The organism is Sphingomonas sp. CFBP 13603, assembly GCF_014892665.1.
In the GTDB taxonomy this organism is placed as follows: domain Bacteria; phylum Pseudomonadota; class Alphaproteobacteria; order Sphingomonadales; family Sphingomonadaceae; genus Sphingomonas.
This window is the reverse complement of the sequence record NZ_JADBIA010000006.1, coordinates 197,642-224,459: the sequence shown is the minus strand read 5'-3', so window position 1 is coordinate 224,459 and position 26,818 is coordinate 197,642. Positions and strand designations below refer to the sequence as shown.

General features: G+C 65.9%; 17 protein-coding genes. 8 read left to right on the top strand and 9 right to left on the bottom strand.

Going from position 1 to position 26,818, the window contains the following annotated elements:
• Positions 1-169: 169 nt before the first annotated feature.
• Positions 170-1,828, bottom strand: a complete 1,659-nt coding sequence (locus IFR23_RS11835) for an amidohydrolase (protein WP_192976084.1) — start codon at positions 1,826-1,828, stop codon at positions 170-172.
• Positions 1,829-2,028: 200 nt separating this feature from the next.
• Between IFR23_RS11835 and IFR23_RS11830 the strand changes: the two genes are divergently transcribed.
• The 5 genes from IFR23_RS11830 to IFR23_RS11810 all read left to right on the top strand — a co-directional run bounded on the left by IFR23_RS11830 (position 2,029) and on the right by IFR23_RS11810 (position 9,711).
• Complete coding sequence (locus tag IFR23_RS11830; protein WP_192976083.1) at positions 2,029-2,616, top strand: FMN-binding negative transcriptional regulator; 588 nt, start codon at positions 2,029-2,031, stop codon at positions 2,614-2,616.
• A gap of 65 nt (positions 2,617-2,681) precedes the next feature.
• Positions 2,682-4,199: a MocR-like pyridoxine biosynthesis transcription factor PdxR gene (gene pdxR, locus IFR23_RS11825; protein ID WP_192976082.1), complete on the top strand. Its 1,518-nt coding sequence runs from the start codon at positions 2,682-2,684 to the stop codon at positions 4,197-4,199.
• A gap of 190 nt (positions 4,200-4,389) precedes the next feature.
• The gene (locus IFR23_RS11820; protein ID WP_342344945.1) at positions 4,390-6,639 is read left to right on the top strand and encodes a TonB-dependent receptor; all 2,250 of its coding nucleotides are present in this window, start codon (positions 4,390-4,392) and stop codon (positions 6,637-6,639) included.
• Between the two features lie 2 nt (positions 6,640-6,641).
• Positions 6,642-8,729: an alpha/beta fold hydrolase gene (locus IFR23_RS20550; RefSeq protein ID WP_192976080.1), complete on the top strand. Its 2,088-nt coding sequence runs from the start codon at positions 6,642-6,644 to the stop codon at positions 8,727-8,729.
• Positions 8,730-8,739: 10 nt separating this feature from the next.
• Complete coding sequence (locus tag IFR23_RS11810) at positions 8,740-9,711, top strand: alpha/beta hydrolase fold domain-containing protein (RefSeq protein ID WP_192976079.1); 972 nt, start codon at positions 8,740-8,742, stop codon at positions 9,709-9,711.
• A gap of 251 nt (positions 9,712-9,962) precedes the next feature.
• On the opposite strand, the gene IFR23_RS11805 is transcribed toward IFR23_RS11810, so the two are convergent.
• The 6 genes from IFR23_RS11805 to IFR23_RS11780 form a co-directional block, all read right to left on the bottom strand.
• Positions 9,963-10,892 carry a metallophosphoesterase family protein gene (locus tag IFR23_RS11805; RefSeq protein ID WP_192976078.1) on the bottom strand — a complete coding sequence of 310 codons (930 nt, stop codon included), beginning with the start codon at positions 10,890-10,892 and terminating at the stop codon, positions 9,963-9,965.
• Positions 10,893-10,944: 52 nt separating this feature from the next.
• Positions 10,945-13,440, bottom strand: coding sequence for a TonB-dependent receptor (locus tag IFR23_RS11800; RefSeq protein WP_192976077.1), 2,496 nt, complete (start codon positions 13,438-13,440; stop codon positions 10,945-10,947).
• A 79-nt stretch (positions 13,441-13,519) separates the two neighbouring features.
• Complete coding sequence (locus IFR23_RS11795) at positions 13,520-14,467, bottom strand: FecR domain-containing protein (RefSeq protein WP_192976076.1); 948 nt, start codon at positions 14,465-14,467, stop codon at positions 13,520-13,522.
• A complete protein-coding gene (locus IFR23_RS11790; protein ID WP_192976075.1) occupies positions 14,425-14,997 on the bottom strand; it encodes an RNA polymerase sigma factor in 573 nt (190 codons plus the stop codon). The genes IFR23_RS11795 and IFR23_RS11790 overlap by 43 nt, the downstream gene beginning before the upstream one ends.
• A gap of 200 nt (positions 14,998-15,197) precedes the next feature.
• Positions 15,198-16,658 carry a CHAD domain-containing protein gene (locus tag IFR23_RS11785; protein ID WP_192976074.1) on the bottom strand — a complete coding sequence of 487 codons (1,461 nt, stop codon included), beginning with the start codon at positions 16,656-16,658 and terminating at the stop codon, positions 15,198-15,200.
• A 103-nt stretch (positions 16,659-16,761) separates the two neighbouring features.
• Positions 16,762-17,091, bottom strand: a complete 330-nt coding sequence (locus IFR23_RS11780) for a DMT family transporter (protein ID WP_192976073.1) — start codon at positions 17,089-17,091, stop codon at positions 16,762-16,764.
• A gap of 270 nt (positions 17,092-17,361) precedes the next feature.
• Here IFR23_RS11780 and IFR23_RS11775 point away from each other — a divergent pair, with 270 nt between their 5' ends.
• Together IFR23_RS11775 and IFR23_RS11770 are read left to right on the top strand one after the other, a co-directional pair.
• Positions 17,362-19,815, top strand: a complete 2,454-nt coding sequence (locus tag IFR23_RS11775) for a S9 family peptidase (RefSeq protein ID WP_192976072.1) — start codon at positions 17,362-17,364, stop codon at positions 19,813-19,815.
• 203 nt (positions 19,816-20,018) lie between these two features.
• A complete protein-coding gene (locus IFR23_RS11770; protein ID WP_192976127.1) occupies positions 20,019-21,239 on the top strand; it encodes a multidrug effflux MFS transporter in 1,221 nt (406 codons plus the stop codon).
• 129 nt (positions 21,240-21,368) lie between these two features.
• On the opposite strand, the gene IFR23_RS11765 is transcribed toward IFR23_RS11770, so the two are convergent.
• Both IFR23_RS11765 and IFR23_RS11760 read right to left on the bottom strand, forming a co-directional pair.
• Complete coding sequence (locus IFR23_RS11765; RefSeq protein WP_192976071.1) at positions 21,369-23,468, bottom strand: phosphocholine-specific phospholipase C; 2,100 nt, start codon at positions 23,466-23,468, stop codon at positions 21,369-21,371.
• 62 nt (positions 23,469-23,530) lie between these two features.
• On the bottom strand, positions 23,531-25,894 hold the full coding sequence (locus IFR23_RS11760) for a TonB-dependent receptor domain-containing protein (protein WP_192976070.1): 2,364 nt from the start codon (positions 25,892-25,894) through the stop codon (positions 23,531-23,533).
• 163 nt (positions 25,895-26,057) lie between these two features.
• Here IFR23_RS11760 and IFR23_RS11755 point away from each other — a divergent pair, with 163 nt between their 5' ends.
• The gene (locus IFR23_RS11755; RefSeq protein ID WP_342344944.1) at positions 26,058-26,816 is read left to right on the top strand and encodes a DeoR/GlpR family DNA-binding transcription regulator; all 759 of its coding nucleotides are present in this window, start codon (positions 26,058-26,060) and stop codon (positions 26,814-26,816) included.
• Positions 26,817-26,818: the final 2 nt, after the last annotated feature.

The window sequence follows — 26,818 nt, the reverse complement described above, 5'->3', positions numbered from 1 at the left end:
GCCGCACCGGCGCAAAGCACTGACCCGGAACCGGCGGCACGTCGCCCTGAACCAATGCAGCAGCCAGCGAAAAATGGATGTGGCCCTTGCAGCGTCTCGGCTGAGTTATCGTTCTTATAGAATGTTACAGAATAACCACGAGTTAGACCAAGAGCGATCGTAATCGTTACTATGCCTGAAAGCGTTCCTTTCCGCCTACTAATGTTCGTGTGACCTTCGACGTGTTCATTCGTTCCGCGGGCGTTGTCAGAAGGTTCGTATCGAGCATTGTCAGATCGGCCAGATAGCCCGGCGCGATGCGGCCGAGCTTGCCGTCCTGGAACCCTGCATAGGCGTTGTTGACGGTGTACGCGGTGAGCGCCTGATCGACCGTCGTCTTCTGGTCGGGAAGCCAGCCTGCCGGGTTCTTGCCGTCGATGGTCTCGCGCGTCACGGCGGCGTAGATACCCTCGACCGCGTCGAGCGGCCCGACCGGCCAGTCCGATCCGAACGTGACGGTCGCCCCGCTGTCGATCAGCGAGCGGAACGCATAGGTGCCACGCAGCCGCGCCTGGCCGATACGCTCGACCGCCCAGCGTCCGTCGTCGATCGCATGGAACGGCTGAACCGACGCGATCACCTGTTGTCTGGCAAAGCGCGCGATCGCCGCCTGCGACAGGTGCTGCGCGTGCTCGATCCGGAAGCGGCGATCGCGCACGCCGTTCTCGCGGACGATCTCGGCATACAGGTCGAGGACGTCGTCGTTGGCGAGGTCGCCGATCGCGTGCGTAGTCACGTGCAACCCGGCCTCGTCCGCGCCGCCGATATACGCCTTGAGGTCGGCCAGGCTGGTGACGCGGACGCCGTGCTGGTCGTGCGCATCAGAATAGCTAACGCGGAATACCGCGGTGCGCGAGCCGAGCGAGCCATCCGCCAGCGCCTTGACCGCCCCCCAGCGGACCCAGTCGTCGCCGCGCCCCTCGGCCTTGACGATCGCGGCCATCTTTTCCCAGTCGCGGATCGGCACGAAGCAGTAGAAGCGCAGGTCGGTCTCGCCCTTGGCGCGAAGCTGGCGCGCGGTTTCGTACGTGGTCCAGTCGAACGGTTCGGGGGTGTGGACCTGGGTGAAGCCGCGGCTGAGCGCGTGGGTGATGCCGCCGCGCATGATCGCCTGCCATTCGGTCAGCGTCGGCACCGGGAACACCCGCTCGGCGAGCGTCTTGGCATTGTCCTTGAGGATGCCGGTCGGCTCGCCCTTCGCGTCGCGGACAATGACCCCGCCCGCGACGTCGGGCGTATCGCGCGTGATCCCCGCGATCTTCAGCGCCGCGCTGTTAAGCAGGTACATGTGCAGGTCGGTGCGCGGGATCGCGACCGGCGTGTCCCCGGTCGCCGCATCGATCCACGCGCGCGTCGGCAACTGGCCGCCCAGGCGTTGCTCGTCCCAACTGCCGCCGAGGATCCACTTGCCCGGCCGCGCTCTCGCCGCCGCGCCGAGCCGCGCGGCGAAGTCGGGAATCGTGGTCGCGGACAGCAGGTCGGGCTGCATCAACGCGGCCGAGCCGATCATGAAATGCGTGTGGTTGTCGATGAACCCCGGCGTCACGAACGCGCCCTCAAGGTCGACCACCTTCGTCGTGCGACCGATCGCCGCCTTCACCGCCCCCGCCCCGATCGCGACGATCCGGTCGCCGACGAGGCCGATCGCGTCGGTATGCGGCTGCCGCGGGTCGCCGGTCCAGGCATTCGCATTGACATAGGCGACGTCCAGCACGCGCTCGATCGCAAGCGCGCGCCCCACTGACGCCCATGCCAATCCGCCTGCCAACACCATCCGCCGGTCGATCATCGTCGTGCTCCCACCCATCGCGCGATCGTGTCAGATGCCGGCCCAGCCCGGACCCGCCAATTTTCCGAACCTGACGGAGCCAACACTGGCCCTCCCGGATTTTGCGTGTTGGCGCTTGCGGCGACGGTGCGCCACGCGACAGTGGCGGCACAAGGGGAGATCATGACGAACCACCGCCCTGCCACCGCGTCGGCGCCCGCATGACCGGCATTTTCGAGACGTTCGACGCCAGCGACGTGCGCAACCTGATAGCGGACTATCCGCTCGCATGGGTGACGGCACCGGGACACGCTCCGCCCAGCCTACTCCCGCTTCTCGGCGAATATGATGCGGAAGGACGGCTCACGCACCTCCTCGGCCACATGGGGCGGCGCAATCCGCTGCATGCGCAGCTTGTCGCGGCGTCGTCCGCGACGATCCTCGTCAACGGACCGCACGGCTATGTCTCGCCCGCGCATGCCGACCGCCGCGACTGGGGACCGACCTGGAACTACGCGCAGCTCGTCATCGAAGCGCAGGTCGTCTTCCTGCCCGACGAGACGGATCACGCGCTGGGCGCGCTGACGTTTGCGATGGAGGGGGAGCGCTGGACGCCGCGCGAACTCGGATCGCGCTACGACGGCATGGCTGCGGCGATCATCGCCTTTCGCGCCGAGGTCACCAGCCTGTCCGGTCGCTTCAAGCTTGGCCAGGACGAGGCACCCGACACGTTCGCGGCGATCGTCGAACGTCATCCCGACAAAGCCCTCGTCTCCTGGATGCAAAGGTTCGCACGGAAGCGGGAATAGAACGTGGCTTGCCGTCGAGGCTTGGCCCCCTATGCTGACCGCTCCAAGATCGGGAGAGCGGGCCAATGTTGAGACCCTGGAAGATCACGCTGGGCCGGATCGATCCGGCATTGCGGACGCCGCTCTATCTCCAGATCGTCCACGCGATCATCCACGAGATCGAACGCGGCCGCCTGCCCCCCGGCGCCTTCCTGCCGAGCAGCCGCGAACTCGCGACGATCCTCGACGTCAACCGCAAGACCGTCGTCCTCGCCTATGAGGACCTCATATCCCAAGGCTGGCTGCTGTCGGAAGGCACGCGCGGCACCGTCGTCGCGGCGCTGTCGACCGAAATGCGCAAGCCGCCGCCACGACCCTCGATGCCAAGCGCCACCACGGCGCCCGAATACCGCTTCCGCGCGCCGCCGGAGCGGTCACTCGCGCTATCGCCGGGCAAGGGCGTCAAGCTTGACGAGGGTGCGCCGGACGGTCGCCTGTTTCCCGCCGACATCCTCTCGCGTGCGTATCGGACCGCCGTGCAGCGCGCGAGCCGCGACAACCGGCTGCAATATCGTGACCCGCGCGGTTCGCCCCGGCTGCGCGAGGCGGTCGCGACGATGCTGCGGGGAGAGCGCGGGCTGGCGGTGACCGCCGACGATATCTGCATCACGCGCGGTAGCCAGAACGGCATCTACCTCGCCGCGCGAACGCTGTTGCAACCGGGCGATACCGTGCTGGTCGAGGCCCTCACCTACGAACCAGCGGTCGCCGCCTTCACCGATCTCGGCGCCAACGTCGTCTCGGTCGGTCTCGACGAGAACGGCGCGGATGTCGAGGCGATCGAGCGCGCCTGCCGCAAGCACCGCGTCCGTGCGATCTTCCTCACCCCGCATCACCAGTTCCCGACCACCGTCGCGCTGCGCCCCGAACGCCGGCTGCGCGTGCTCGAACTCGCGCGGCAATTCGGCTTCGCGGTGATCGAGGACGATTACGACCACGAGTTCCATTTCGAGTCGCAGCCGCTGCTGCCGATGGCGAGCTATGCGCCCGGCCGCGTGATCTATGTCGGCTCGCTATCGAAGCTGCTGCTGCCGGCGTTGCGCGTCGGCTATATCGCCGCGCCCAGCGCGTTCATCGAGGCGGTGGCGCACGGCGTCTCGTTGACCGACGGCATGGGCAACACGCTGACCGAGGACGCCGCGGCCGACCTGATCGTCGAAGGCGAACTCCGCCGGCATGCCCGCCGCGTGACGCAAGTCTATGCGAAGCGGCGCACCGCGTTCGACCAGGCGCTCGCAGCGACGTTCGGTGGCGCGATCGACTACCGTGTTCCCGACGGCGGCCTCGCCTTCTGGCTGCGGTTCGCCGATCCCGCGTTGCTCGACCGGATCGAGGCCGGCGCGCCTGCGCACGGGCTGAGCCTCGCCACGTCGGCGTCGTTCGCGACCACCGAAGACGCGCCACGCGGACTAAGGCTCGGCTTCGCCAGCCTGACCGAAGCCGAAGCGGTCCGGGCGCTGACGTCGCTGGCGGCGGCAGGCGGTATTCCCGTCGCCGGGTCCAGCGTTGGTGAGAGAGACACCTTGGTCCCGTCGGCATCATAGGACTGGATGTTTGTAAGGTTCCAGTTTGGGCTGACCCTATGCCCTCAAGATCAGAGCCGCGACGGTCGAAAAGACCGCAGATGGCCGCAGGACGGTTCGGGCAATTTGATGCGGACGGCGCCAGAGGTGCCGGTCGCCGAGCATTGGGGGCGAGCTAATGACATACCGGTTTCTCACTACGACGGCGTTGGTGAGCGCAACAGCGCTCGGGCTGACCGCGACACCTGCAGCCGCACAGGTCGCCAGCGTCACCGCGCCCGGCAACGCGTCACCGGACAATCCGGTCGCGTCCGAGCCCGTCACGAACAGCTCCGACGACATCGTCGTGACCGCGACCAAGCGCAACGAATCGCTGCGCAACGTCGCGATGCCGATCAGCGCGGTGACCGGCGACCAGCTTGCCAAGGCCAACGCCAACAGCCTGTCCGACTACATCGCGCGGCTGCCGGGCGTCGTCTTCAACGACTACCAGCCGGGCATATCGGAAGTCGTGATCCGCGGGATCGCCGCGACCACTTACCACGAGCAGGGCCAGACCACGGTCGGCTATTACCTCAACGAGATTCCACTGGTCGAGCCGGGCTTCCCGATCGGCATCCCCGACGTCGACACCTTCGATCTCGACCGCGTCGAGGTGTTGCGCGGGCCGCAGGGCACGCTGTTCGGTTCGTCGACGCTTGGCGGCCTCGTCAACTATGTCGTCAAGACCGCCGATCCGGGCAAGATCGACGCCGCCGCGCAAGGCCTGATCGGCTCGACCAAGAATGCGAGCGGCGACCTGAACTACGCTGGCAAGGTCATGTTCAACCTGCCGATCATCAAGGACAAGCTCGCCGTCCGCGTGATGGCGCTGCAACGCTATGATGCGGGCTATCTCGACAACACCGGTACCAACAACCAGGGCAGCAACGATTTCCGCACCCGCGGTGCGCGCGGATCGATCGTCTTCACGCCGGCCGAGGGGACCAAGATCACGTATCTGGCGACCTATCAGCAGAGCAAACTGTCCGACCAGACCTACCTCACCTCGCTGGATTCGCTGACGCGGGTATCGGCGCGCGAGGAACCGCAGAAGACGAGCTTCTTCCTCAACTCCCTGCGCCTGGACCAGGATCTCGGGTTCGCGAACTTCACCGTGTTCGGCTCGGTCGACAAGAAGACGAACAGGACCGTGCTGTCCTACCCCTATGCCTATGTTACCGGCGTCACGGCGGGCGACGCGGCAGCCTATTCGCTCGGTGACGCTACCGCCAACATCAAGCAGGTCGAGGCCCGCCTGGCATCCGCAGGCAATGGCCCGGTCCGCTGGCTGATCGGTGCAAGCTATCTGCGCGCGAAGAAGTTCAGCTACGACCAGATCTTCCAGCAGGGTGCCGGCGCCTTCATCAATGCCAACCCGGCACTGTTCGGCGGCTTCAGCGGGACGCAGTTGACGCCCAACGACCGCCTCTACGGCTATGCCTCCGACACGCTCAACACCGATCTCGGCATCTTCGGCGAGCTGTCGTGGCGGCCGGTCGAGCAGTTCGAGATTTCGGTCGGTGGCCGCTATTACGACACGCGCGCCAAGGCGACCGTCACCAATCAGGCCGGCGCGCTCGGCGGCTATCCCGGCGGATATACGCCGGTCGGCTCGACCGGCAGCGTCGACCAGAAGGAGGACGGCTTCACGCCGAAGGCGACGATCTCGTTCCGCCCGGTCTCCGGCTTCCTCGCCTACGCGACCTATTCGAAAGGCTTCCGCGTCGGTGGGATCAATCCCAACGCAGGGCTGCTCGCGGCAATCCCGTCCGCCTATGACAGCGACACGGTCGACAATTACGAAGCCGGCGTGAAGTTCGGCCTGTTCGACCACCGCATCCTGCTCGACGCGACGGTGTTCACGATCGACTGGAAGAACATCCAGGCGCGCCTGTTCGGACCGGGGCCAGCCTATTATTCCTACGTCACCAACGCGGGCAGCGCGAACATCGGCGGCGTCGAGTTCTCGGGCACCGTCAAGCTGACCAAGGCGCTGACGTTCAGCTCCAACGTCACCTATCAAGATGCGCAACTCACCAGCCTGTTGCCCGACAGCTTTGCGGTCGGCGGCGGCTATGCCTCGGGCACGACGTTGCCGGGGTCGTCGAAATGGGCGGTCGCGAACAACCTCGTGCTCGACCTGCCCGACGTCAAACTGGCACCGACGTTCGAGATCGCGCATCGCTACATCTCGTCCGCGCCCGTCGCGTTCGGCAACACCAACACCCGGGGGAATTTCAACCAGTTCGATGCGCGCGCCTCGGTCACGGTGATCGAGCGCGTCCGGCTGCTCGGGTTCGTCAACAACGTGCTCGACAAGCGCGGCGTCCTCAATGCGCCGTTCACCGATCAGGTCGCGCCGGCCTATTCGATCACCCGGCCGCGCACCTACGGCCTCCGCGTCGACATCGGGTTCTGAGGGTGCGGTATCGCAAGACCTGGACGCTTCCGGCGCTGGCACTGGTGCTGGCTGGCGCAGCGCCGCTTCCCCAGACCGCAACACCTGTTGCCGCCGACAAGGGCGGGCCGATCGCGCCCGCCGACATCATGCGGCTTCACGACATGCGCGATGTCGAGATGTCGCCCGACGGCAGGACCATCCTGTTCACCGTTCAGCCGCAGATGGCGACCTTCGGCCCCGATCAGCGGATGATCTGGTCGGTACCAACCGACGGCAGCGCGCCCGCGCGACGGTTCGTCACCAGTGCCGGTGCGGACGACACACCGCGCTGGTCGCCCGACGGACGCTCGATCGCATTCCTCTCGAACCGCAAGAACCCGCTGTCGGGTGGCGCGGACACCGGGTTCGAGTTCAAACCGGATATCTCGGCCGGTCCCGGCGCGCCGGTCGACGCGACTCCGCCGACCGCACCGGCGGCGTCCGGCGAACCATCACGGCAGCTCTGGGTGATCGCACGCGATGGCGGCGAAGCGACACCGCTCACCGCGCTGCCGGGCGACATCGCGGACTTCGCCTGGTCGCCCGATGGGACCAAGATCGCCTTCCTCAGCGCCGATCCCGATACCCCTGCGGAAAAGGCCGATCGCGCCGCCAAGCGCGACTGGGTCGAGATGGACAAGACGCGCCACGTGACCCGGCTCTGGATCCTCGATCTGGCTGCCCATGCGGCACGGCGTGTTTCTCCAGCGAACGTCAGCGTCAGCAGCATGGCGTGGTCGCCGGACGGAAAGCGCATGGCGGTGCGCGTGACTGACTCGACAGGGATCAACGAGTATTTCTACCATTCCCGGATCGCGCTGCTCGATCCGGCGAGCGGCACGGTAGGCAAGACGCTGATCGAACACGCAGCGGAAGGACCGCTCTGGTCGCCCGATGGCACTGCGATCCTCGGCTCGGAAATCCGCACGCCGGGTTTCATCGGCGTAGGCGCGCGCGTGTACGACCTCACCACCGGCACGCTGTCGGCGCTGGCGGACGATCACCCCGGCTTGTTGACGCAGGTCCGCTGGGCACCGGACAGCCGCTCGGTCGTTGCGCTGTCGTTCGAACAGACCCGATCGAAGCTCGTCCGGATCGCGCGCGCGACTGGGCGCGTGACGCCGCTGGCCCAGCTGGACGGCGAAGCGTCGGACGTCACTTCAAGCCGCGACGGACGCCATCTCGCGGTCTCGCTGTCGAGCCCCGACCGACCCGCAGACGTCTGGACGGTCGACGGCGCGCGCGTCCGCCCGATCACGACGATCAACCCGCAGGTCGCGACCTGGAAGCTCGGCCAGGTCCGCCAGATATCCTGGACCAACAGCCGCGACGGACAGGCGATCCACGGCGTCCTCGTCACGCCGCCGGGTTACGTCCCCGGCACGCCGATCAAGACCGTCGTCCAGGGGCATGGCGGCCCCGAATGGGCATGGTGGTCGGGCTGGCTCGGCAGTTGGCACGAATGGGCGCAGATGCTGGCCACGCACGGCTATGCGGTGCTGCTGCCCAACCCGCGCGGCTCGGACGGCCAGGGTACGGCGTTCGCGCGTGCGGTCGGCAACGACTGGGGCGGGATGGATTATCAGGACGTGCTCGACGGCGTCGACATGCTCGTTGCACAGAAGATCGCCGATCCCGCGCGGCTCGGTATCGGCGGCTGGAGCTATGGCGGGTTCCTGTCGGCCTGGGCGGTTACGCACGGCGACCGTTTCAAGGCGGCGGTGGTCGGCGCCGGTCCCACCGACATGACCGCGATGGCGCGGATCACCGACACGCCCGACTTCACCACCGGCTATTTCGGCGAGCCGTCTGCGCATCTTGCCGATCTCGACCGCGTGTCGTCGATACGGTTGCTCGACAAGGTCCATACGCCCGTACTAGTCCTGCACGGCGAACAGGACACGCGCGTGCCCGTCACACTCGGCCTCGAATTCTACCGCGGCCTGAAGCTGCTGGGGAAGCCCGCCGAGATGGTCCGCTATCCGCGCGAACCGCACTGGTTCCACGAACCCGAGCATCAGGCCGACATTCAGCGCCGCGTCCTGGCCTGGTTCGACGCGCATCTGTAAGACAGGCTCCATGGACGACCGGCTCGACCCCGATATCCGCATCTTCACCGACATCCTGCGCGAGGACTGGAGCCGGCATCCACCGCTCGACACGGTATCGACGGTAGAGGCACGTCGGATCGCCGAGCTGGTGCGCGCACGCTGGACGGCTGGCGGACCGATCATGAGCGAGACCCGCAACGTCGTGGTCGACACCCGCGCGGGCGCGCTTCGCGTGCGGATCTACCGTCCCGACGGCGTTGCTGCGGAAGATGCGCCTGCGCTACTCTACGTCCACGGCGGCGGTTTCGTCTTCTTCAGCCTCGATACGCATGACCGGCTGATGCGCGAATACGCCAATGCCGGTCGTTTCGTCGTGGTCGGCATCGACTATCCGTTGTCGCCTGAGGCGAAGTATCCGGTAGCACTCGACCAGATCGTCGCGCTGGTCGACTGGCTGGGCGAGCACGGCACCGAGCTCGGCATCGACGCGACGCGCGTGGCGATCGGCGGGGACTCGGCAGGCGCGAACCTTGCCCTGGCGACGTGCTTGAGACTCCGAGATGGCGGCAGAAACTCCGCAATACGTGGCATACTCTCGAACTATGGCGCGTTTTCGGGCGATGTGTCCGATGCGGCAGAGGCGGCGTATGGCGGTCCCGACGCGCTCCTGACCCAGGCCGACATGCGCTATTTTTTCGACCAGTATCTCGTATCGGGCGATCAACGCGGCGATGCCTATGCCTGCCCGCTTTCGGCAAGCGACGTGGCTGCTCTACCGCCGGTGTTGCTCATCGTCCCCGAGCTCGACGTCCTCGCCGAACAAAGCTTCGCGCTTGAAGCGCGGCTACGGGCCACGGGTTGTGCCGTGGCAAGCAACGTTTATCGGGGGGCAACTCACAGTTTCCTCGAAGCGATGTCGATCGCCCCTCTCGCTGAGCAAGCCATCCGCGACGGCGCGTCATGGATCCGCGACCAACTGGCTTCGCCTTTAATGAAGTAACGACGGCCCAGACACGGACTCTCAGCAGCTACCGGATGCTTACCGAAACGGGACGTCTATTCGTCTTAATTGGCGGACGACGTGGGCGGGCAAACGACCTGACAAAACCCGTGCGCCTGTCCGTCACCCTCAGTCGCTTCATCGAGCAATTGCGAAAATCGCGGTAATCGTGCGGCTCGCAGAGATTCCAAGCGGGTTCCGAGCGGCGAAGTGAAATTTGGAAAGCACGTATGGCCTCTCATCCGCTGGGCTCACATCGGCACGTCCTGTCGATCGACGCTGGTGAAGCCATAGGTTCTGTACCGGCTGTCCACCTTGCGACCGGAGATCGTGATGTCGGTATAGCCCTCCGGCGTGCCGAGGAACGATCCGCGCCAGTCCGCGCCGGCGACGGCACCGGTCGTGATGAACGATACCCCATTGAGCTCGATCCGCTCATAGACGTGACTGTGCGCCTGGAGCACGGCGAGCACATCATAGTCGCGCAGGATGCGCAGCACGTCCCGGCTGTTGACGACGAACGTCCAGTTGTGCGGGGTGTCGAGCCAGGATTCGGGTTCGTAGCATCGCATCGCGGTGACGAGCGGGATGTGCGTCACCACGACCATCCGCGTGCCCTTGGATTGCGCGGCGAGATCGGCGCGCAGCCATGCCAGTTGGACAGCGTCGACACGACCTTCGTAACTGCGATCCGGGGTCAGGCCGATCGAATCCAGCACGACGAAATGCACGCCCTTGTGATCGAACGCGTAATAGCGCGGCCCGAACCGATCGATGTAGAACTGCTTGCCGTAATCGGGCGCTGACGGATCGATGCCGCTCTTGGGGAAGACGCCCAGGCAGTCGTGGTTGCCGATGACGTGATGGATCGGCTTGCGCAAATGCGCGCGTTCGGTGCGCTGATAGAGATCCATCAGCAGCGTCGCGCGGTCCCGCCCCGTCTCGAGCGCATCCTCGACATGGTCGCCGCCTAGGATCACGAAATCGACGGGCGACGCGGAAATCTGTTCGAAGCACTGCGCGCAGGCGCGATCCGCGCCCAGTTCCGGCCGGATGTGGCAATCGCCCACGAACGCGAAGCTGAAGCTGTCGCCGCGTACCGGCTCGGTCGCCGCGGCCCGCGCTGCCAAGGGAACGAGCGGCGCGCCAAGCGCGAGCTTCAGGAGATTGCGGCGTTCCATGGGGCACCTGTCGACAGGAGGAAGAGGGGGCATTCCCGATACGCGGCGACGCTCAAAAGTGGACGCGAACGGTGCCGAACACCTGGCGCGGTGCGGCGGTTTGGAGCGTCGTGTACGTGCCGTTCGGATCGGAGGTGACGAAACCGGCGGTCCCGGTCGAGGCGATGTATTTCTTGTCGAACACGTTCGTCAGATTGAACTGGACGTCGAACATGCGGCTGAACCGATAGCCTGCCGACAGGTTGACGTTGACCGCGCCGGGCAGCTTTGCGTCATTGAGATAGCTGTAATAGCGGGCGCTGCGATAATGCGCGCTGACCCCGCCCCAGATCGTGCCGTCGTCGTAATTGAGCTCGGCCGTGCCGACATTTTTGGGTGACGCCACGACCTGCTTGCCCTTGGTGGCGACCACCGCGCCGCCTAGCGGCTGGACATCGTCGTCATAGGTCGCGTCGTTATACGCATAGCTGCCGTAGAGCGACCAGCCGCGCGCAAACTTCCAGTTGGCAGCCGCTTCAGCGCCCCTCGACGAAATGCCGCCGACGTTCTGGAGCACGTTCTGGTTGCCGACGATGGTCGCGCTGATCGACGACGCGAGCAGGCGGTTGGAGAACTTCACGTAATAGCCGGTCAGTGAGAGCTGAAGATTACGATCGTGGAAGCGATAACCGGCCTCGAACGTGTTGGTCATCTCGGGCATGAGGTCGCTTCGGATGAAATCGAACCCGGCCTGCGAGCTGCTCGAGAACGGGCCGCTGGAGGTCGACGCGACGAACGCCGCCATGTTGCGCGTATAATCTGCGAACACCTCGTTGTTGCCGTCCAGCGTGTAGAGCGCGCCGACGGTCGGTAGGAACCAGTTCTTCGCCTGGATCGAGCCGTCGATCGGCTTGGTGCTGACGACGCTGCGCGCGCGGTTGGTCGAGACCACACCCTTGACGCCCGCGTTCAGCCGCAGCGCGTCGGTCGCCTGCCACGTGTCGCTGATGTCGAGCTGGACGGTGTTCGTGACGTATTCGTTGTAGAAATTGGTCTTGAACGGGTTGGTGTAGAATTTCTGGAACTCGCTCGGCGCGACGCCCTTTTGCAGGCCGTAGAGATACGAACCCTGATCGAAGGCATTGCGTTCGTACCAAATGCCACCTTCGATCTTGTGATCGCCAGCGGCGAACTTGATGCGCGAAATCACGCCTTTGCGGTTGATGGCGTAGCGTAGCGCCGACACCGAGACGGGCGAGCCGCCAAACGCCGCGGGTGTTGCGTCGTAGGGGCTGGCATAGGTGCCGATCCCCTTGTCGAGATGGATGTAAGCGGTCGTGAAACCCGACAACCGCGGCCCGAGCGCATAGTCGAGCTTCTCGTACGCCAGCAGATCGCGCCGTACGCCGCCGCCCTGGTAGATCGTGTCGTCGGCGGCGGCGAACGGTGCCGGCGGGGTGCCGCCATTCTGGACGATGGTCGCGAGTTGCTCGGCCAGCGCGAAGTCGCGGATGTTGTCGAACCTGTAGCCATAGGTCTTTAGGCGGGCGAGCGAGACATCGTTGTAATCGTCCTCGCGCCGGTCGATCAGGTTGAGGAACGTGGTCGACTTGACCGCGTCGCCGAGCGGCTGGACGTATTTCGCGTTGATCTGGTCCTGCACCTGCTTGCCCCAGCCACGCCATTTGCCCTGACGGTCATGCGCGTAGGACACCGCCAGTCGCCCGCCCCACGGCAGCTCGCCGCTGTTGACGCGGGCAAACGAGCGCCACGAATTGGCGCTGCCGTAGCTTTGCTCGAGATCGATGCCGAGTTTGTCGGTGGGATCGATCGAGGTGAAATCGACCGTGCCGCCGATGTTGCTGGTCGAGGCTGTGCCGAGCGCGCCGCTGCCTTGCGAAAGCGTCGCGGCGCCGTTGTTCTCGCTGAGCAGCGCCCGGTTGATCGAAAGGCCGTTGTTGTTGCGGTACTGCATGTTGCCGAGCGGCACGCCGTCGAGCGTGAAGCCCATCTGGTCGGTGAGGAAGCCGCGGATCGAGAGCTGCGTCGCTGCCTCATACGTGCCGTGCGCGTCGGACGAGTCGAAGTTCACGCCGGGCAACCTGCCGAGCGAGCGCAGCGGCGACGAGCCGCCGGTCAGCTTCGCCATCGCCTTGGCGGACACCGTCTGGACCTGACGGGACTGGCCCTGGCCGAGCACGACGATATCCTGTCCCACGGGGCTGGTGGTCGCAGCATCGGTGGAGTCCTGCGGCGTTTCGACCGGAGTGACCTTCAGCGATATCATCGAGGGGGTCTCCTCGGCGATCATCAGCCCCTGCCCCGCGATCAGACGGCGGAGCGCCTCGCCGCGCGTGAACCGACCGCGAAGCGCTGCCGAACGACGATTGGCGACGGCATCGTAGGGAAAGCTGACATGCACGCCGGCTTGCCGGGCGAACGCGTTGATAGCGGTCGCCGTGTCGGACGCCTTGATGTCGAACGCGACGCTGGTCGCCTGCGCCTGCGCGTTGGCGGCAACGGGTATCGCCACCGCCACGATGGCCGTCGTCGTCAAAAACCTGAACATGAAATCCCCGCATCGCACCGTGTGTCGGAGCAGGGATGGATGAGCGCGGACAAACCGCCATCGACCGCGTAAATAAATTTTACGCGCGGGTCAGGACGATCCCTCCGGAAGGGCCGGCGGTCGCGCGGATGCCGAACGAGCTGCGCAGCGCGCGCAGGAATTCCGCCGGCTGGGTGGTCGCGAAACTGCCGCCCACCCGGAGCCGCGACAGCGCGGGGTCGCCGATCACGATCTTGTTCGGCAGATACCGGTTCATCTCCGCGACCGCATAGTCGAGGCTTTCGCCGTTGAGCACCAACGTGTCGTGCTGCCACGCCGTGACCCCGCCGAGATCGTCGCGCGCCTGGACACTGACCTGCCCTGCCGTGACGAGCGCGACTTCGCCCGCACCGATGCGCATCGTCGATCCATCGGCGATACCGCCCGTCAGCACCGCCAGCTCGCACCCCGCACCGCGCAGCCGGACGTTGTACGCACCGGGGTCGAGCTGGAACTGCCCCCCCGGCGTCAACAACTGCAGGCGGTTGTCGGCTGCCAACCGCAGCGCAATCTCGCCGCGATCGAGCCAGAGACGTGCAGGCGCACCCGTCCGCCAGTAGACGCGACTATCGGTGTTCAGATCGAGCGAGATGCCGGGCGTCACCGCGACCGCCATCCGCTGACCGACCCGCGTCTCCGCCATATCGCGCGCCGCAGCGCGGTAGGCGATTCCCCCGCCGGCCGCGGCAACGGCTACGATCGAGCCGGCAGCACGCAGGAGCTGGCGCCGATTCGGCCGTGCGACGGTTTTCGGCACGGGCTGCGCTTCAGACGAAGCCCTCGTCTCGCCCTGTACCCCGCGCAGGCCGTCGAGATCCCGCCACGTACCGGCGACCTCTGCAAAGGCCACCGCATGGCGAATATCGGCGTCGCGCCACGCCTCGAATGCCGCGACATCCGCCGATCCCGCGTCGAGCGCGGCCAGCCAGCCGGCAGCCTCGTCGGTCAGGTCGGCATGACGCTGCGGAATGTCGGAACGGCCTGGCACGCTTCCTCCGCCTGCGCTTCGCTATCGCGCCTGGCTCTCGTGATGAGCGCCAGCCCCTTAGCGATGTGCTTTTCCACGGTCGAGACCGATATGCAAAGCGCTTCGGCGATGGCGCCCGGCGTCATCCCCTCGACCTTCCGCATGCGCAGGACGCGCGAGCATTGCGCAGGCAGCGTGTCGATCAGGTCGAGCAGGCGTTGCAACTCGGATCGTCCCGACGCGATTGCAAAGGCGTCGGGCGCCGGGTCCGCGACACCCAGCATGTCGAGCGACGCGAGCATGTCGATCCGCACCACGTTCGCGCGACGCAGTCGTTCGAGCGCAAGATTGTGCACGATCGTCAGGACGAAGCCGCGCGGCGTGACGATCGCGCGGTAATCCGGCGTCTTGAGAACCCGCGCATAGGCATCCTGAACCAGATCCTCGGCGTTGTCTCGGCCGCACAGATACGCGGCCTTCGCGCGATAGGCCGGCGCATGCGGCAGCACCTCTGCGAGAAACCACCGATCGATGTCACGCAGCCAGCTCAACACATGCTCCAGAAGCTATGCTGGGCCGCTTAGAGCCGTATTCTTACACGACGGGGACAGCGTCCTTGGGGCAATCCGACAAATCCGTGCGGCCTTAACAACGTCCGCCATTCTTCATGTCGGCGGTAAAGGTGAAGTAGGCCGGCCGAGGCTCGGCCGCGTCCGACGCGATCGTCCGACCGGGCGCCAATTGTCCGGGGCTAACCCCAGAACGTCTTGCGATCCTGGAGGTCGTCGTACGCCTCGGCTGCGGAGTCGATAATCTTTGATTTCTTGCGGTGTGCCAACAGGCTCCTGGCACCGGGTTCGTCCCGCAGGCCGAGCCGGTCCAGAACCGTCGGCGCCGTCGCCATATCGTTAAGCGCGCCGAGCTGATCCTGCAGCTTTTCCAGCGACTTCAAGAACTTCCCATAGCGCCGCGCACGCTTCTTGCCCGGGAACAGGGAGTCGAAAAACTCCGCCCCGTAGCGGAGCCGTTTGGCGGCCTTGCGGACTTCATGCCGTTCCTCGTCCGCCTGAGTGGGGAGCGATCGACCACGCTTGCTGACGCGCCGACGCAGCTTGTGCAGAGTCTCCGCCGCGAACTGCCTTGCCGGCGCGTCCAGAGCATCGCGCATCGACGGGGCGGTGCGCCATGCCCCGCATACCAGCCACTCCGTCAGATCGAGCAACAGGGCACGAACCCGGTCTGAGCTCAGCGCGGTGTCGACCGCGGCATAGGCGGCATCGCGCGCCCGGTTGAGATCCTGGAACAGCGAGGCGCCAGGCTTCGCCTTCGCCAGCAACACGTCCAGATCGCGCGCTTCGCCCAACACCGAGCCCAGCCAGCGCAACTCGCTGCGGAAATGCGGTACCTCGTCGCCGTCGAGCAAGGGCTTGAAGATCGAAAAGGCGGATCGCAGCCGACGCAACGCCACGCGCGCTTGGTGCAGTGCCTCGGCGTCGGCCTGGTCGAGCAGGATAGTCTCGTTCAGGCGGTATTGGCGTATGCACGAGCCGGCGACTGCCTCGAAAGCATCCGCCGCGGATGCGGTCCGGCTGAGCGCGACCCGCTCCGTCTTGAATGCCTTGGATATGGGACGAAGCAGGGCGTAGCCGCGCTCCGACTTGGTCACGATGCCCAGGCGGACCGGAAAATGTGCCGCTATCGTCTTGGCAAGCGCAAACAAGGCGGCCGGCTCTCCCTGCTTCAACTCCAGCTCGAGCTCGCAGACTGGCGACTGACGGTCACCCGCGGCGACGTACCCACGATCCAACACCAGTTCGATCGACGCCTCGTCGTAGTCGACCATCCACGTCAGGCGCTCGACCGCGACCGTGAAGATTGGAGCGACGGTGCCGGCCTCGTCGCCGAGCAGCGCCGGAATGGGGGTCCGATCGTCGACGACCGGTGTCATGCCGGACACCTCCATTTCCCATTCGGACCGCGCGAAGAGGCCCGCCGCCTTCGCATCCGCGACCTTGATCGTCTGTGTCAGCATGTCGCCGGACCGGCGGATGCGCAACGAGACGCCAGCTTTCGAAAGCGCCAGATCGGGCGTGTCGAAATAGACTGCGTGCATTTGCCGCGTACTCGCCGGGCGATCGACCAGGTCGGACCCCGCAAAGGCATTGGCCGACGCGGCATCCAATACCAGCTTCAGTTCGACTTCCTGTGCCACCGGATACCTTCCCGCAAAATCGCAACGCCTCGTACACGGAGCAACCTGCGATAGGTTTCGCTGGTTCCCGGATAGTCGCAAGCTCGGAAAGCCGCAGCCACTCTCAGTGGCTCGAAGCGTTCGAGAAAACGTTCATAACGATGACGCCGGCGACGATCAGGCCCATTCCAGTCACAGCAGCGGCATCGAGCTTCTGACCCTGGAATGCCCAAGCAGCGGCCGAAATCAGGACAATGCCGGCGCCTGACCAAATCGCGTATGCAATGCCTGTCGGGATCGTACGGAGGGTCAGCGACAGGAAGTAGAAGGCAATGCCGTACCCGATGACGGTAACGGCCGTCCAAGGCAGGCGGGTGAAACCATTCGACTGCTTCATGGCGGTCGTGGCACAAACCTCGGAGACAATCGCGATTGCTAGCATGAGATAGTTCATGCACGCCTGCTAGCACACTCAATGCGGTCAAATTTGCGCCGTTTACTGCCCTTGAGGCGGGGCTGGCACAGGTCCGCCGCAGCCTCTCACCGACCCTTAGCGACTCCACGACGGCAGCCACTCGTTCATTCGGGTTCGTGGAGACCCCAAGGTCGGTCCAACACCTTGCTCCACGACGAAACTCTCGTAAGCTCTGGCCTTTCGCATCGTCGTCGGCCCCTGCAGACCCCGGGCGCCGAACGGCCTGGCGACAGAGACAAAGGAATTCGAATGCGCGTCGGTGCCTGTCTGATCGCCCTGCTCCTCACCACCGCCGCCTCCGCTCAGACTCCCGGCGGCAGCGCCTATCATCGCGCGCCCGATGCTATCGCCAAGGCGCTGGAGACGCCGCCCACCCCCTTCGTCACCGTCAGTCCCGATCACCGGACGCTCGCGATCCTGGGGCGTGAGAACCTGCCGTCGATCGCCAATCTGTCGAAGCCGATCCTGCGGCTGGGCGGCTACCGCATCGATCCCGCCACCAACGGCCAGGCCGAGGTCCGCGTGCAATGGCTGAACGCGCTCAGCTTCAAGGACGTCGGCTCGGGCCGGACCGTCGCGGTCAAGCTGCCCGCCGGCTTGCGCTTCGCCGCGCCCAATTGGTCGCCCGACGGCACCCGCCTCGCCTTCTACGCGCAACAGGCCGACGGCCTGTCGCTATGGATCGCCGAGCGCGACGGCAGCGCCCGCGCTGTCGCCAAGGGGCTGAACGGCACGTTCGGCACGCCCTTCGCCTGGATGCCGGACAGCAAGACGCTGGTCGCCAATACCGTGCCCGCCGGTCGCGGCGCCGCGCCCGTCGCGAGCAGCACTCCCACCGGCCCGGTGATTCAGGAAAGCGCCGGCCGCACCTCGGCGGCGCGGACCTACGAGGATCTGCTCGGCGATGCGCATGACGAGGCGCTGTTCGATCATTACTTCACCGGGCAGCTGGTCCGGATCGATCTCACGGGGGCGGCACAGCCGATCGGAACGCCGGGTCTGATCACCGAGTTCAGCGTCTCCCCGGACGGTCGCTACCTGCTGACCGAGCGGCTCAAGCGGCCGTATTCCTATCTGCTGCCCGCCAGGTTCTTCCCGACCGAGATCGCAGTGTCGACGATCGGCGGCCAACCGGTGAAGACACTGGTCGATCGCCCGCTCGCCGACGATCTGCCGGTCGATTTCGACGCCACCGTCAAGGGCCCGCGCGAGGCGATGTGGCGGTCCGACGCACCGGCGACGCTGGTCTGGGCGGAGGCACTCGACGGCGGCAATCCGCGCGCCAAGATCGCGTTCCACGACAAGGTGATGATGCAGCCCGCGCCGTTCGATGCGGCACCGGTCGAACTCGCGCAGACCCCGGCCCGTTATGCGGAGACACTATGGGGCGACGACGGTTTCGCGGTGGTCGTCGACCGCGAGTGGCGTACGCGCACCGAGCATCGCCTGGCCGTCGCGCCATCGCGACCGGGCCAGACGCGGACGATATCGACGCTCAACTATCAGGACCGATACGGTGATCCCGGCGAACCGATGGTCGAAGACAATGCCGCCGGCAAACCGGTGATGCGCTTCACGCCCGCGCATGACGGCGTGTACGTCACCGGCGACGGCGCGACCAAAGCGGGTGCGTTCCCCTTCCTCGCGACGATGCCGCTGGCCGGGGGCGAACACACGCGACTGTGGACCGCCAAGGCGCCTTATTACGAAACGGTCGTCGCCTTGCTCGACGAGCGCGGCCAGCGAATCCTGACACGGCGCGAAAGCGCGAAGCTAGCGCCCAACTACATGATCCGCGGCGTGAAGGGCGGCGGCGCCAAGGCCGTTACCGCCTTCGCCGATCCTGCCCCGGTCTTTGCCGGCGTCACGCAGCGCACGATCACCTATCCGCGCGCCGACGGACTGCCGCTGTCGGGCTCGCTGTATCTGCCCGCCGGCTATGACGCGAAACGCGACGGGCCGCTGCCGACGTTGCTGTGGGCGTATCCGGCGGAGTTCACCGACGCGAAGGTCGCCGGCCAGACGGTCGATCAGGGCAACCGGTTCGTCCGCCCGCGCGGTATCAGCCACCTGTTCCTGCTCACGCAGGGCTATGCGATCCTCGACAATCCCTCGATGCCGATCATCGGCGAGGGCGGCGTGGAGGCCAACGACACCTACGTCAAACAGCTACAGCAGGATGCGCAGGCCGCGGTCGACGCGGTGGTCAAACTCGGTGTCGGCGACCGCAGCCGCATGGCGGTCGGCGGGCACAGCTACGGCGCGTTCATGACCGCCAATCTGCTCGCGCATACCGATCTGTTCCGCGCCGGCATCGCACGATCGGGCGCCTACAACCGCACGCTGACGCCGTTCGGCTTCCAGGCCGAGCAGCGCACTTATTGGCAGGCGACGCCGACCTATACGGAAATGAGCCCGTTCACCTACGCCGACAGGATCAAGGCGCCGATCCTGCTGATCCATGGCGGCGCGGACGACAATAGCGGCACCTTCCCGATCCAGTCCGAGCGGATGTACGCGGCGCTGAAGGGCAACGGCGCGACGGTACGCTACGTCGTCCTGCCCAACGAGCCGCACGGCTATCGCGCGCTGGAATCGACCGAGGAGACGTTGTGGCAGATGACCGACTGGCTCGACCGCTACGTCAAGCCGAAGCAGAGCGGATCGACGGCGACGGTGGCGGCGGCGGCCGCGGAAAAGTGATCGATGTACCGGTGACGGTCCGGCAATAGGGTGAGCGTCGTGATCGGCGAAACCCGTTCCTTGGGCCATCGTATATCGTCTCTGTGACTGATATCGGCGATGCCAGTCACAGAGGTTGCTTTGAGCGTGCCGGCAGGCATGGTCACTGGTGAATTGCTGTCCTAGATGACGGCCCCATGATCGATAAGCAGACTTCCACCTCCATGCGCGCTGGCGAATTCGTCGCGTTCGTCGCCGCACTGATGGCGGTCAACGCGTTGGGCGTGGACCTGATGCTCCCTGCGCTCGCCGACATCGGCCATCAACTTGCCATCACGACGGCGAACCACCGGCAGTGGATCATCACGGTCTACATGCTGGGCTTCGGTGCCGGACAGCTCGTCTACGGCCCGCTTGCTGACAGATATGGCCGCAGGCCCATCCTCCTCATCACGCTTGCCGGCTTCGTGGCGGCCAGCATCTTCGCCGCGGGTTCGCAGACGTTCTCCGCCCTTCTCGGCGCGCGCGTGCTCCAGGGCCTCATGTCCGCATCGACGCGGGTACTCGCGGTCGCAATCGTGCGGGACCGGTATTCGGGCCGCCAGATGGCGCGCACGCTCTCCGTCGCCCAGATGATCTTCTTCCTGGTGCCGATCATGGCGCCGAGCCTCGGCCAGGTCCTGCTCGCGTTCGGACCCTGGCGCTTCATCTTCTATGCGCTGGCGACCTTTGCGGCGGTCGTCCTGGCCTGGTCCACGCTCCGCCTGCGTGAGTCCCTGCCGGTAGAACGTCGTTCTCCCTTGTCGCGCGCGTCTCTTGGCGCCGCCTACCGATTGACGCTGACGAACCGGTTCTCCGCGGGCTATGCCGTGGCGGCGTCGATGACGTTTGGCGGCATCATCGCCTTCGTCTCCTCCGCCCAGCAGATCTTCGTCGACGAGTTCCATGCGGGCGAACGCTTCACGATCCTGTTCGCCATCTGCGCCTTCTCGATGGGTTGCGCATCGTTTGCCAACAGTCGCCTCGTCGAGCGGCTTGGCACCCGCCTCATCTCGCAGTCCGCGTTGCTCGCCCTGATCGCCTTGTCGCTGCTCCACCTCGTGGTGATCGGCGTCGGACGGGAGTCGCTGGGGACGTACATGCTGTTCCAGGCACTCAGCATGACGTGCATAGGACTGTGCGGGTCGAACTTCGGTGCCATGGCGATGGAGCCCGTAGGACACATCGCCGGTACCGCATCCTCGATACAGGGCTTCATCACCAGCGTCGGGGCGGTGATCGTCGGCTCCATCATCGGGCAGGCCTATGACGGCACGACCTATCCGCTGGCGATCGGATACCTGGCGATCGGCGTCGCGGTTCTGGTCGTCGTGTACTTCACGGAAGGACGAAGGCTGTTCCAGGCTCGACATGCTGGTGACACGCACGAGCCGGGGGACGGCTGACCCAACCCTGACATTCGCATCGAGTGGAGCGCCATCTCGCCAGAACACCAGGTCGGTACCGTTCTACCATTGTTAGCCGGGGGTACGGCGACGCGGTGCATGGTCTCGCCGAGACTAACGGAAAGGAAGTCAGACCGGCCGAGCAATGACGAACGGATCGCTGCACGTCATCCGGCCGGGTGCGTCGATCCGCCCCGATACCCGGCGCAGATAGTTCGGGACCGTCCCGGCAACGACCGTGATGTCGTACCAGCCATAGCTGTTGCTCAGCGGCCAGCTACTCCGCGCTTCGGCCAGCGGCGTCACCGCGGTCTTCGCGCCCACGCGTTCGGCATGCGCGACCAGCTTATGGGTGCGGTGCCCGTTGGGAAGGGTCAACGTCATCGCGGTGTCGGTCGCGCGCCAGACGAGGCCGGATAACGGCGCCGGGTCGTCGCGATGTCCCATGAAATGTCGGTGGAAGCCGTTCGGGCCGAGTACCCAGAGGTCGTAGCGCCCCTCGCCGTCGAACGCCCAGCGCCCGTCCAGTGCACGTCCGGGTTCGACCGTGAAGCGGCGTGGCGCCTGGCTCAGATCGGTCCGGTCGTAGACATGGAAGACAGCAGCTTGGGCACCATCGACAGCGAACCGAAGCTGGATCGCGCCATCACCGATCGCCTCGCTGACGGTCAAGGCATAGGGCAGCGAGCGAGCGCGGCGGATGCCGGGTTCCTGCCAGGGCAATGCTACCCCGAGGGGCGCCTGGGGACTTATCTGCTTGGGGATCGCCGCCGCGCGCACGGCATCGACGCGCGGATCGGGCATGGCGGCGAACGGGGCGGGATCCGCGGCGGTGAAGTCGAACGCCGAGATCAGATCGCCGCATACCGCGCGGCGCCACGGTGCGATATTGGGTTCGTGAAAGTCGAACCGGCGTTCGAGGAAGCGGATCACCGAAGTGTGATCGAACACCTGCGAATTGACCCACCCGCCCCGGCTCCACGGCGAGACGACGTACATCGGCACGCGCGGGCCTAGCCCATAAGCCCGGCCGCGATAGGCGGGGAGATCGAGCGCCGCATCGCCCTTGCTCGGGTGGCGGTGATAGCTGCCCTCGAGGTCGACCGTCGATCCGCCGAGCAGCGTGCCGTCGTCGGCATGCGACGGGGGGGCCGGCGGCGGGACGTGATCGAAGAAGCCGTCATTCTCGTCGAACATGACGAGCAACGCCGTCCGCGCCCAGACCTTGGGGTCGGCGGTCAGCGCGTCGAGCACTTCGGCGGTGTAAGCGGCGCCTTGCGCAGGGCTCGACGGGCCGGGATGCTCGGAGCCCTTCGCGGTGGCGATGACGTAGGACACTTGCGGCAGTCGCCCGGCGAGCACGTCGGTGCGCAGGACGTCCAGTCCGCGCGTCGTGAGCGCGCGATCTCGTAATATGGCATCGCCGCCACCCTGGTGCGCGTCGCGAAACGTAGCGAAACCGACCAGCGGGTTGTCGGTGAAATTGTCGGCCATGTCCTGGTAGATGCGCCAGTCGACGCCCTTCGCCTGCAACCGCTCGACCACCGTCGTCCAGCGATACGGCTCGGCAGCGCCGCCGTCCGCGGGAAAACTGTCGTGCGAATTGCCGATCGCGGGACCGCCCAGCGTGCCGCCGGGATCGTTGGTGCCGCTCCATAGGAACAGGCGGTTGGTGTTCGTCCCGGTCTGGACCGAGCAGTGATACGCGTCGCAGACCGTGAACGCCTCGGCGAGCGCGAACTGGAACGGGATGTCCTCGCGCCGGTAATGGCCCATCGCGCGCTGGCTCTTCGCCTCGGGCCAGTGCGCCATCCGCCCCTCGTCCCAGCCGCGCTGCGCATCGGGCCAGCTATGCGGCGTACCCTCCATCCGCATCAGGTCGAAATTGGTGCGCGTGGCGAGGTGGAACGGCAGGACGGTGCGCGCACCGCCGGGTGCGGTCCGGTCGCGCTGATACCAGACCGGCGCAGGCTTCGTCGCATCCGACCCCGACGGGACCGGGATCGGCAACCGGTCTGCAAACCCGCGCACGCCGCGCAACGATCCGAAATAATGATCGAAGCCGCGATTTTCCTGCATCAGGATCACGACGTGTTCGACATCCATGATCGAGCCCGTCTTCACGTCCGGCGCGATCGCGGCCGCCCGCGCGATCGCTGCGGGAAACGCAGACAATGCCACACCGGCAAGGCTGGCCCCGAGCAGCGTACGGCGAGAGACATCAGTCATCGGGGCAATCCACAGGAGAATAGCATGATCCGCAAACGTCGGCGGACCATGCCCGTTTCAGATCAGAAGTCGAGCGACAGCGACGCGGTCACGGTCCGCGGGGTGCCCAGGAACGCCGAGCCGCCATCGGCACTCGACAGATAGCGTTCGTCGGTCAGGTTGGTCGCCTGCACCGTGAACGACACGCCCTTCATCTGCTCGCTCACCGCCTCCAGGTCGGCACCGACATAGCCGCTCACCAGCGTGAAGTTGCCGGCCTTGGCGACGCCACGCGTGTCGATGTTGCGGTCGCCGACGAACTTGGTGGCGATGCCAGCCTTGAAGATCGACTTCTTGTAGTCCGCCGAGACCACCCACATCGTGCGCGGCGAATTGATCACCTGCTGGCCGGGCGTCACGCCGACGTCGGCATCCTGCGCGGCGTTGCCGGTGCCGATATAGGTCGCGTGGTTGTAGGTGAAGCTGCCCGACAGCGTCAGCGGTGGCAGCACTCGGTAGGCCAGCGCCGCTTCGATTCCGCGGCTCTTCACCCCGCCGACGTTGAGATAAACGCTGTCCTGCTGCTCGAGATAATCGATCCCGGTGACGAGGTTCGACGAGATCGAGACGATCTGGTTCTTGAACTTGATGTCGTAGCCGGTCAGCGACGCCTGGATCCGCCCGGTGTTGTAGCGTGTGCCGATCTCGATGTTGTTCGCGGTTTCCGGTCGCAGGTTGCGGATCGTCTCGGGCGGCTGTCCGAGGGGGCCGTTGCCGATCGCTGCGAAGTTCTGCGAATAACCGGCGAACAGCTCCATGCCCTGCAACGGCGTCGCATAGGTCAGGCCGGCGTTGATCAGCGGATCGGAATGCGACTGGATCGACGTCGCGCTCAGATTGCCGAGCAGTTCGGTGCGGCTCTGGTCGAGGAAGAACTGCTTGACGCCGAGCCTTGCGGTGACCGGGCCGTAGGTCACCGCGTCCTCGGCGTAATACATCACTTCGTCGAGCCCGTAGTCGGTGCTGAACTGCACGTAATACGGCGTGCCGTCGAAGGCCGGCCCGACCCGCGCGTTGGTGATCTTGTGCCAGTCGCGAAGCTGGTTGGCGCGGCTGTGCTCGAACCAGAAGCCGGCGCGAAACTGGTTCTGTACCACGCCGAAGTCATGCTGCCAGTCGACGTCGCTGGTGAAACCCATGCGGTCGTTCTTGTAGTGGGTGTGCCGGTACGACATGACCGGGGTCGCGTTGGACGCATAACAGGTCGGCGAGTATTCGGCGGGCACGTTGCTGGTGCCGACGCACCCGGCGGTCATCGGCGCAGCGGCACCGGTCGGCGTGACGAAGTAGATCTTGCCGAGCGCATCGCTGCCCCGCACCGTTGGACCGCCGACAAATTCGCTCTCTGGGTTGCCCGCGCCGTCGTTGCGCGCGTCGACCAGATACGGCGGCGCGAAATCGCCGCGGCCGCGCATCCGGTGATAATAGCCCGCCGCCTGCAGCTTCACTTCGCCGAGTTCGGTACGGGCCTTCAGATACCCGAACAGGTTCTTCCGCAGCGCGCGCGAGGTCGGGCGATAGGCCTGGTCGACGTACGGCAGCCCGGTCCAGCTGTCGGTGTACGCGTCGTGGTTCGGATCGTTCGCGAACTGCGCGGGCGATACCGATCCGAACTCGGATTCATCCGCATCGTCGTACGAGACGAAGCCGGTCAGGTCGACCGTACCGACACGGCTCAACACCTTGGCGTCGATATGATCGCGGCTGGTCTTGCCCGATCCGCCGATCCAGTCGCGCACGCGTGAGGTCGAGGCGCTGACATAGGCGGTGGTGTTCGGCGCGATGGTGCCGGTATCGCCGCGCACGTAGAATTTGCGCGCACTGAAATCGCCCCCGGCGGCAGTGAAGCGCAACCGGCTGTCCGCGGTCGGATCGGAGGTCACGTAATCCAGAGTCGCACCGAGCGCTTCGTTCGAGCGCGACGAGATGTCGGCGGTCCCTTGCGACACGTTGACGGTCTTGAGGTCGAGCACGTCGATATACCGGTTGGCGCGCGATCCGCCGCCATAGCCCGAGCCGCCGTTCGGCATGCCGTCGATCGTCGAGCCGATCTGCTGGCCACCGCCGCCGCCGCTGTTGAAGCCGCGGATGCTGATCGAGGTCGCCCAGTCGGACGAGCCGAACGCGTCGCCCTCCGCGACGAATACGCCGGGCAGTTCGTTGATGACGTCGTTGACGCTGGCGAGCGCGGATTGGCGGTCGATCATCGCCGTGGTCACGCGCGTGTTGGCGAATGCGGTCGACTGTCCGGTCACGACGATCTCGTCGCTGCGCGGCTGTTCCGCATCGCCAGCTGGCGTCGCGGACGGCGTTACGGTCGTCTGCGCGCGCGCGTTCGTCGTCGCCGCGATCGCCAGGATCGCAGCCCCCATCATCCACTTGGTCATGTCGTCTTCCCCTTGCCACGGTCCGAGTATTGCCGGGCATCCTGTGACGCAGCCCTTGCAAGCGTCATGTGACATGCCTGTGACATCGTGTGGATATTGTTGGTATTTTGTGACTTGTGCCCAACGGGAGATGCGGAGAAACAGGCCGAACGGGAGAAGTCGTGTGACGCAGTCGGATCGTATCGCCAGTCTTGTCGCGTTGCTCGAGGCGCGAGGGTCGTGTTCGATCACGATGCTCGCCGATCACTTCGCGGTATCGGACGAGACCATCCGGCGCGATGTGCGGCAACTCGAGGCGAGCGGTCGCGCGTACAAGGTCCATGGCGGGGTCAAGCTTCCCGACAATCGGCTCGAAGCGCCATACCGGTTGCGGATGCAGGCGCAGGCGGACGCGAAGCAGGCGATCGCGCGCCGTGCCGCGTCGTTGATCGAGGACGGGATGACCGTGCTGATCGATTCGGGCACCACCTCGTGCTGGGTCGCGCGTGCGCTCGCCGATCGCCGACGGCTGACGATCGTCACGAATAATCTGGAGGTTGCGAGCGACATGCTCGGTCGCGACGGGATCCGCGTCTTCCTGGCCGGCGGCGCGGTCAACGTGGACTACCGCGCGACGTTCGATGCCGAGGCGATCCGCTACTCGCGCTGTTTCTCGCCCGACGCGACGATCCTTTCGATGGGTGCGATCGAAGCGAAGCGCGGCTTCATGGATTTCGAACCCGACGAAGCGGCCTACAAGCGCGCACTGCTCGACGGCGCGCGCCGGGTGATCGTCGTCGCCGACGCGGAGAAGTTCGACCGCGCCGGCACCGTCCACGTCGCCGACTTCGCGCAGGTGCACGATCTCGTCACCGACTTGCCCGTGCCACCGGCGATCGCGGAGGCAGCGAGGCACGCCGACGTCCGGCTCCATATCGCCTGAGC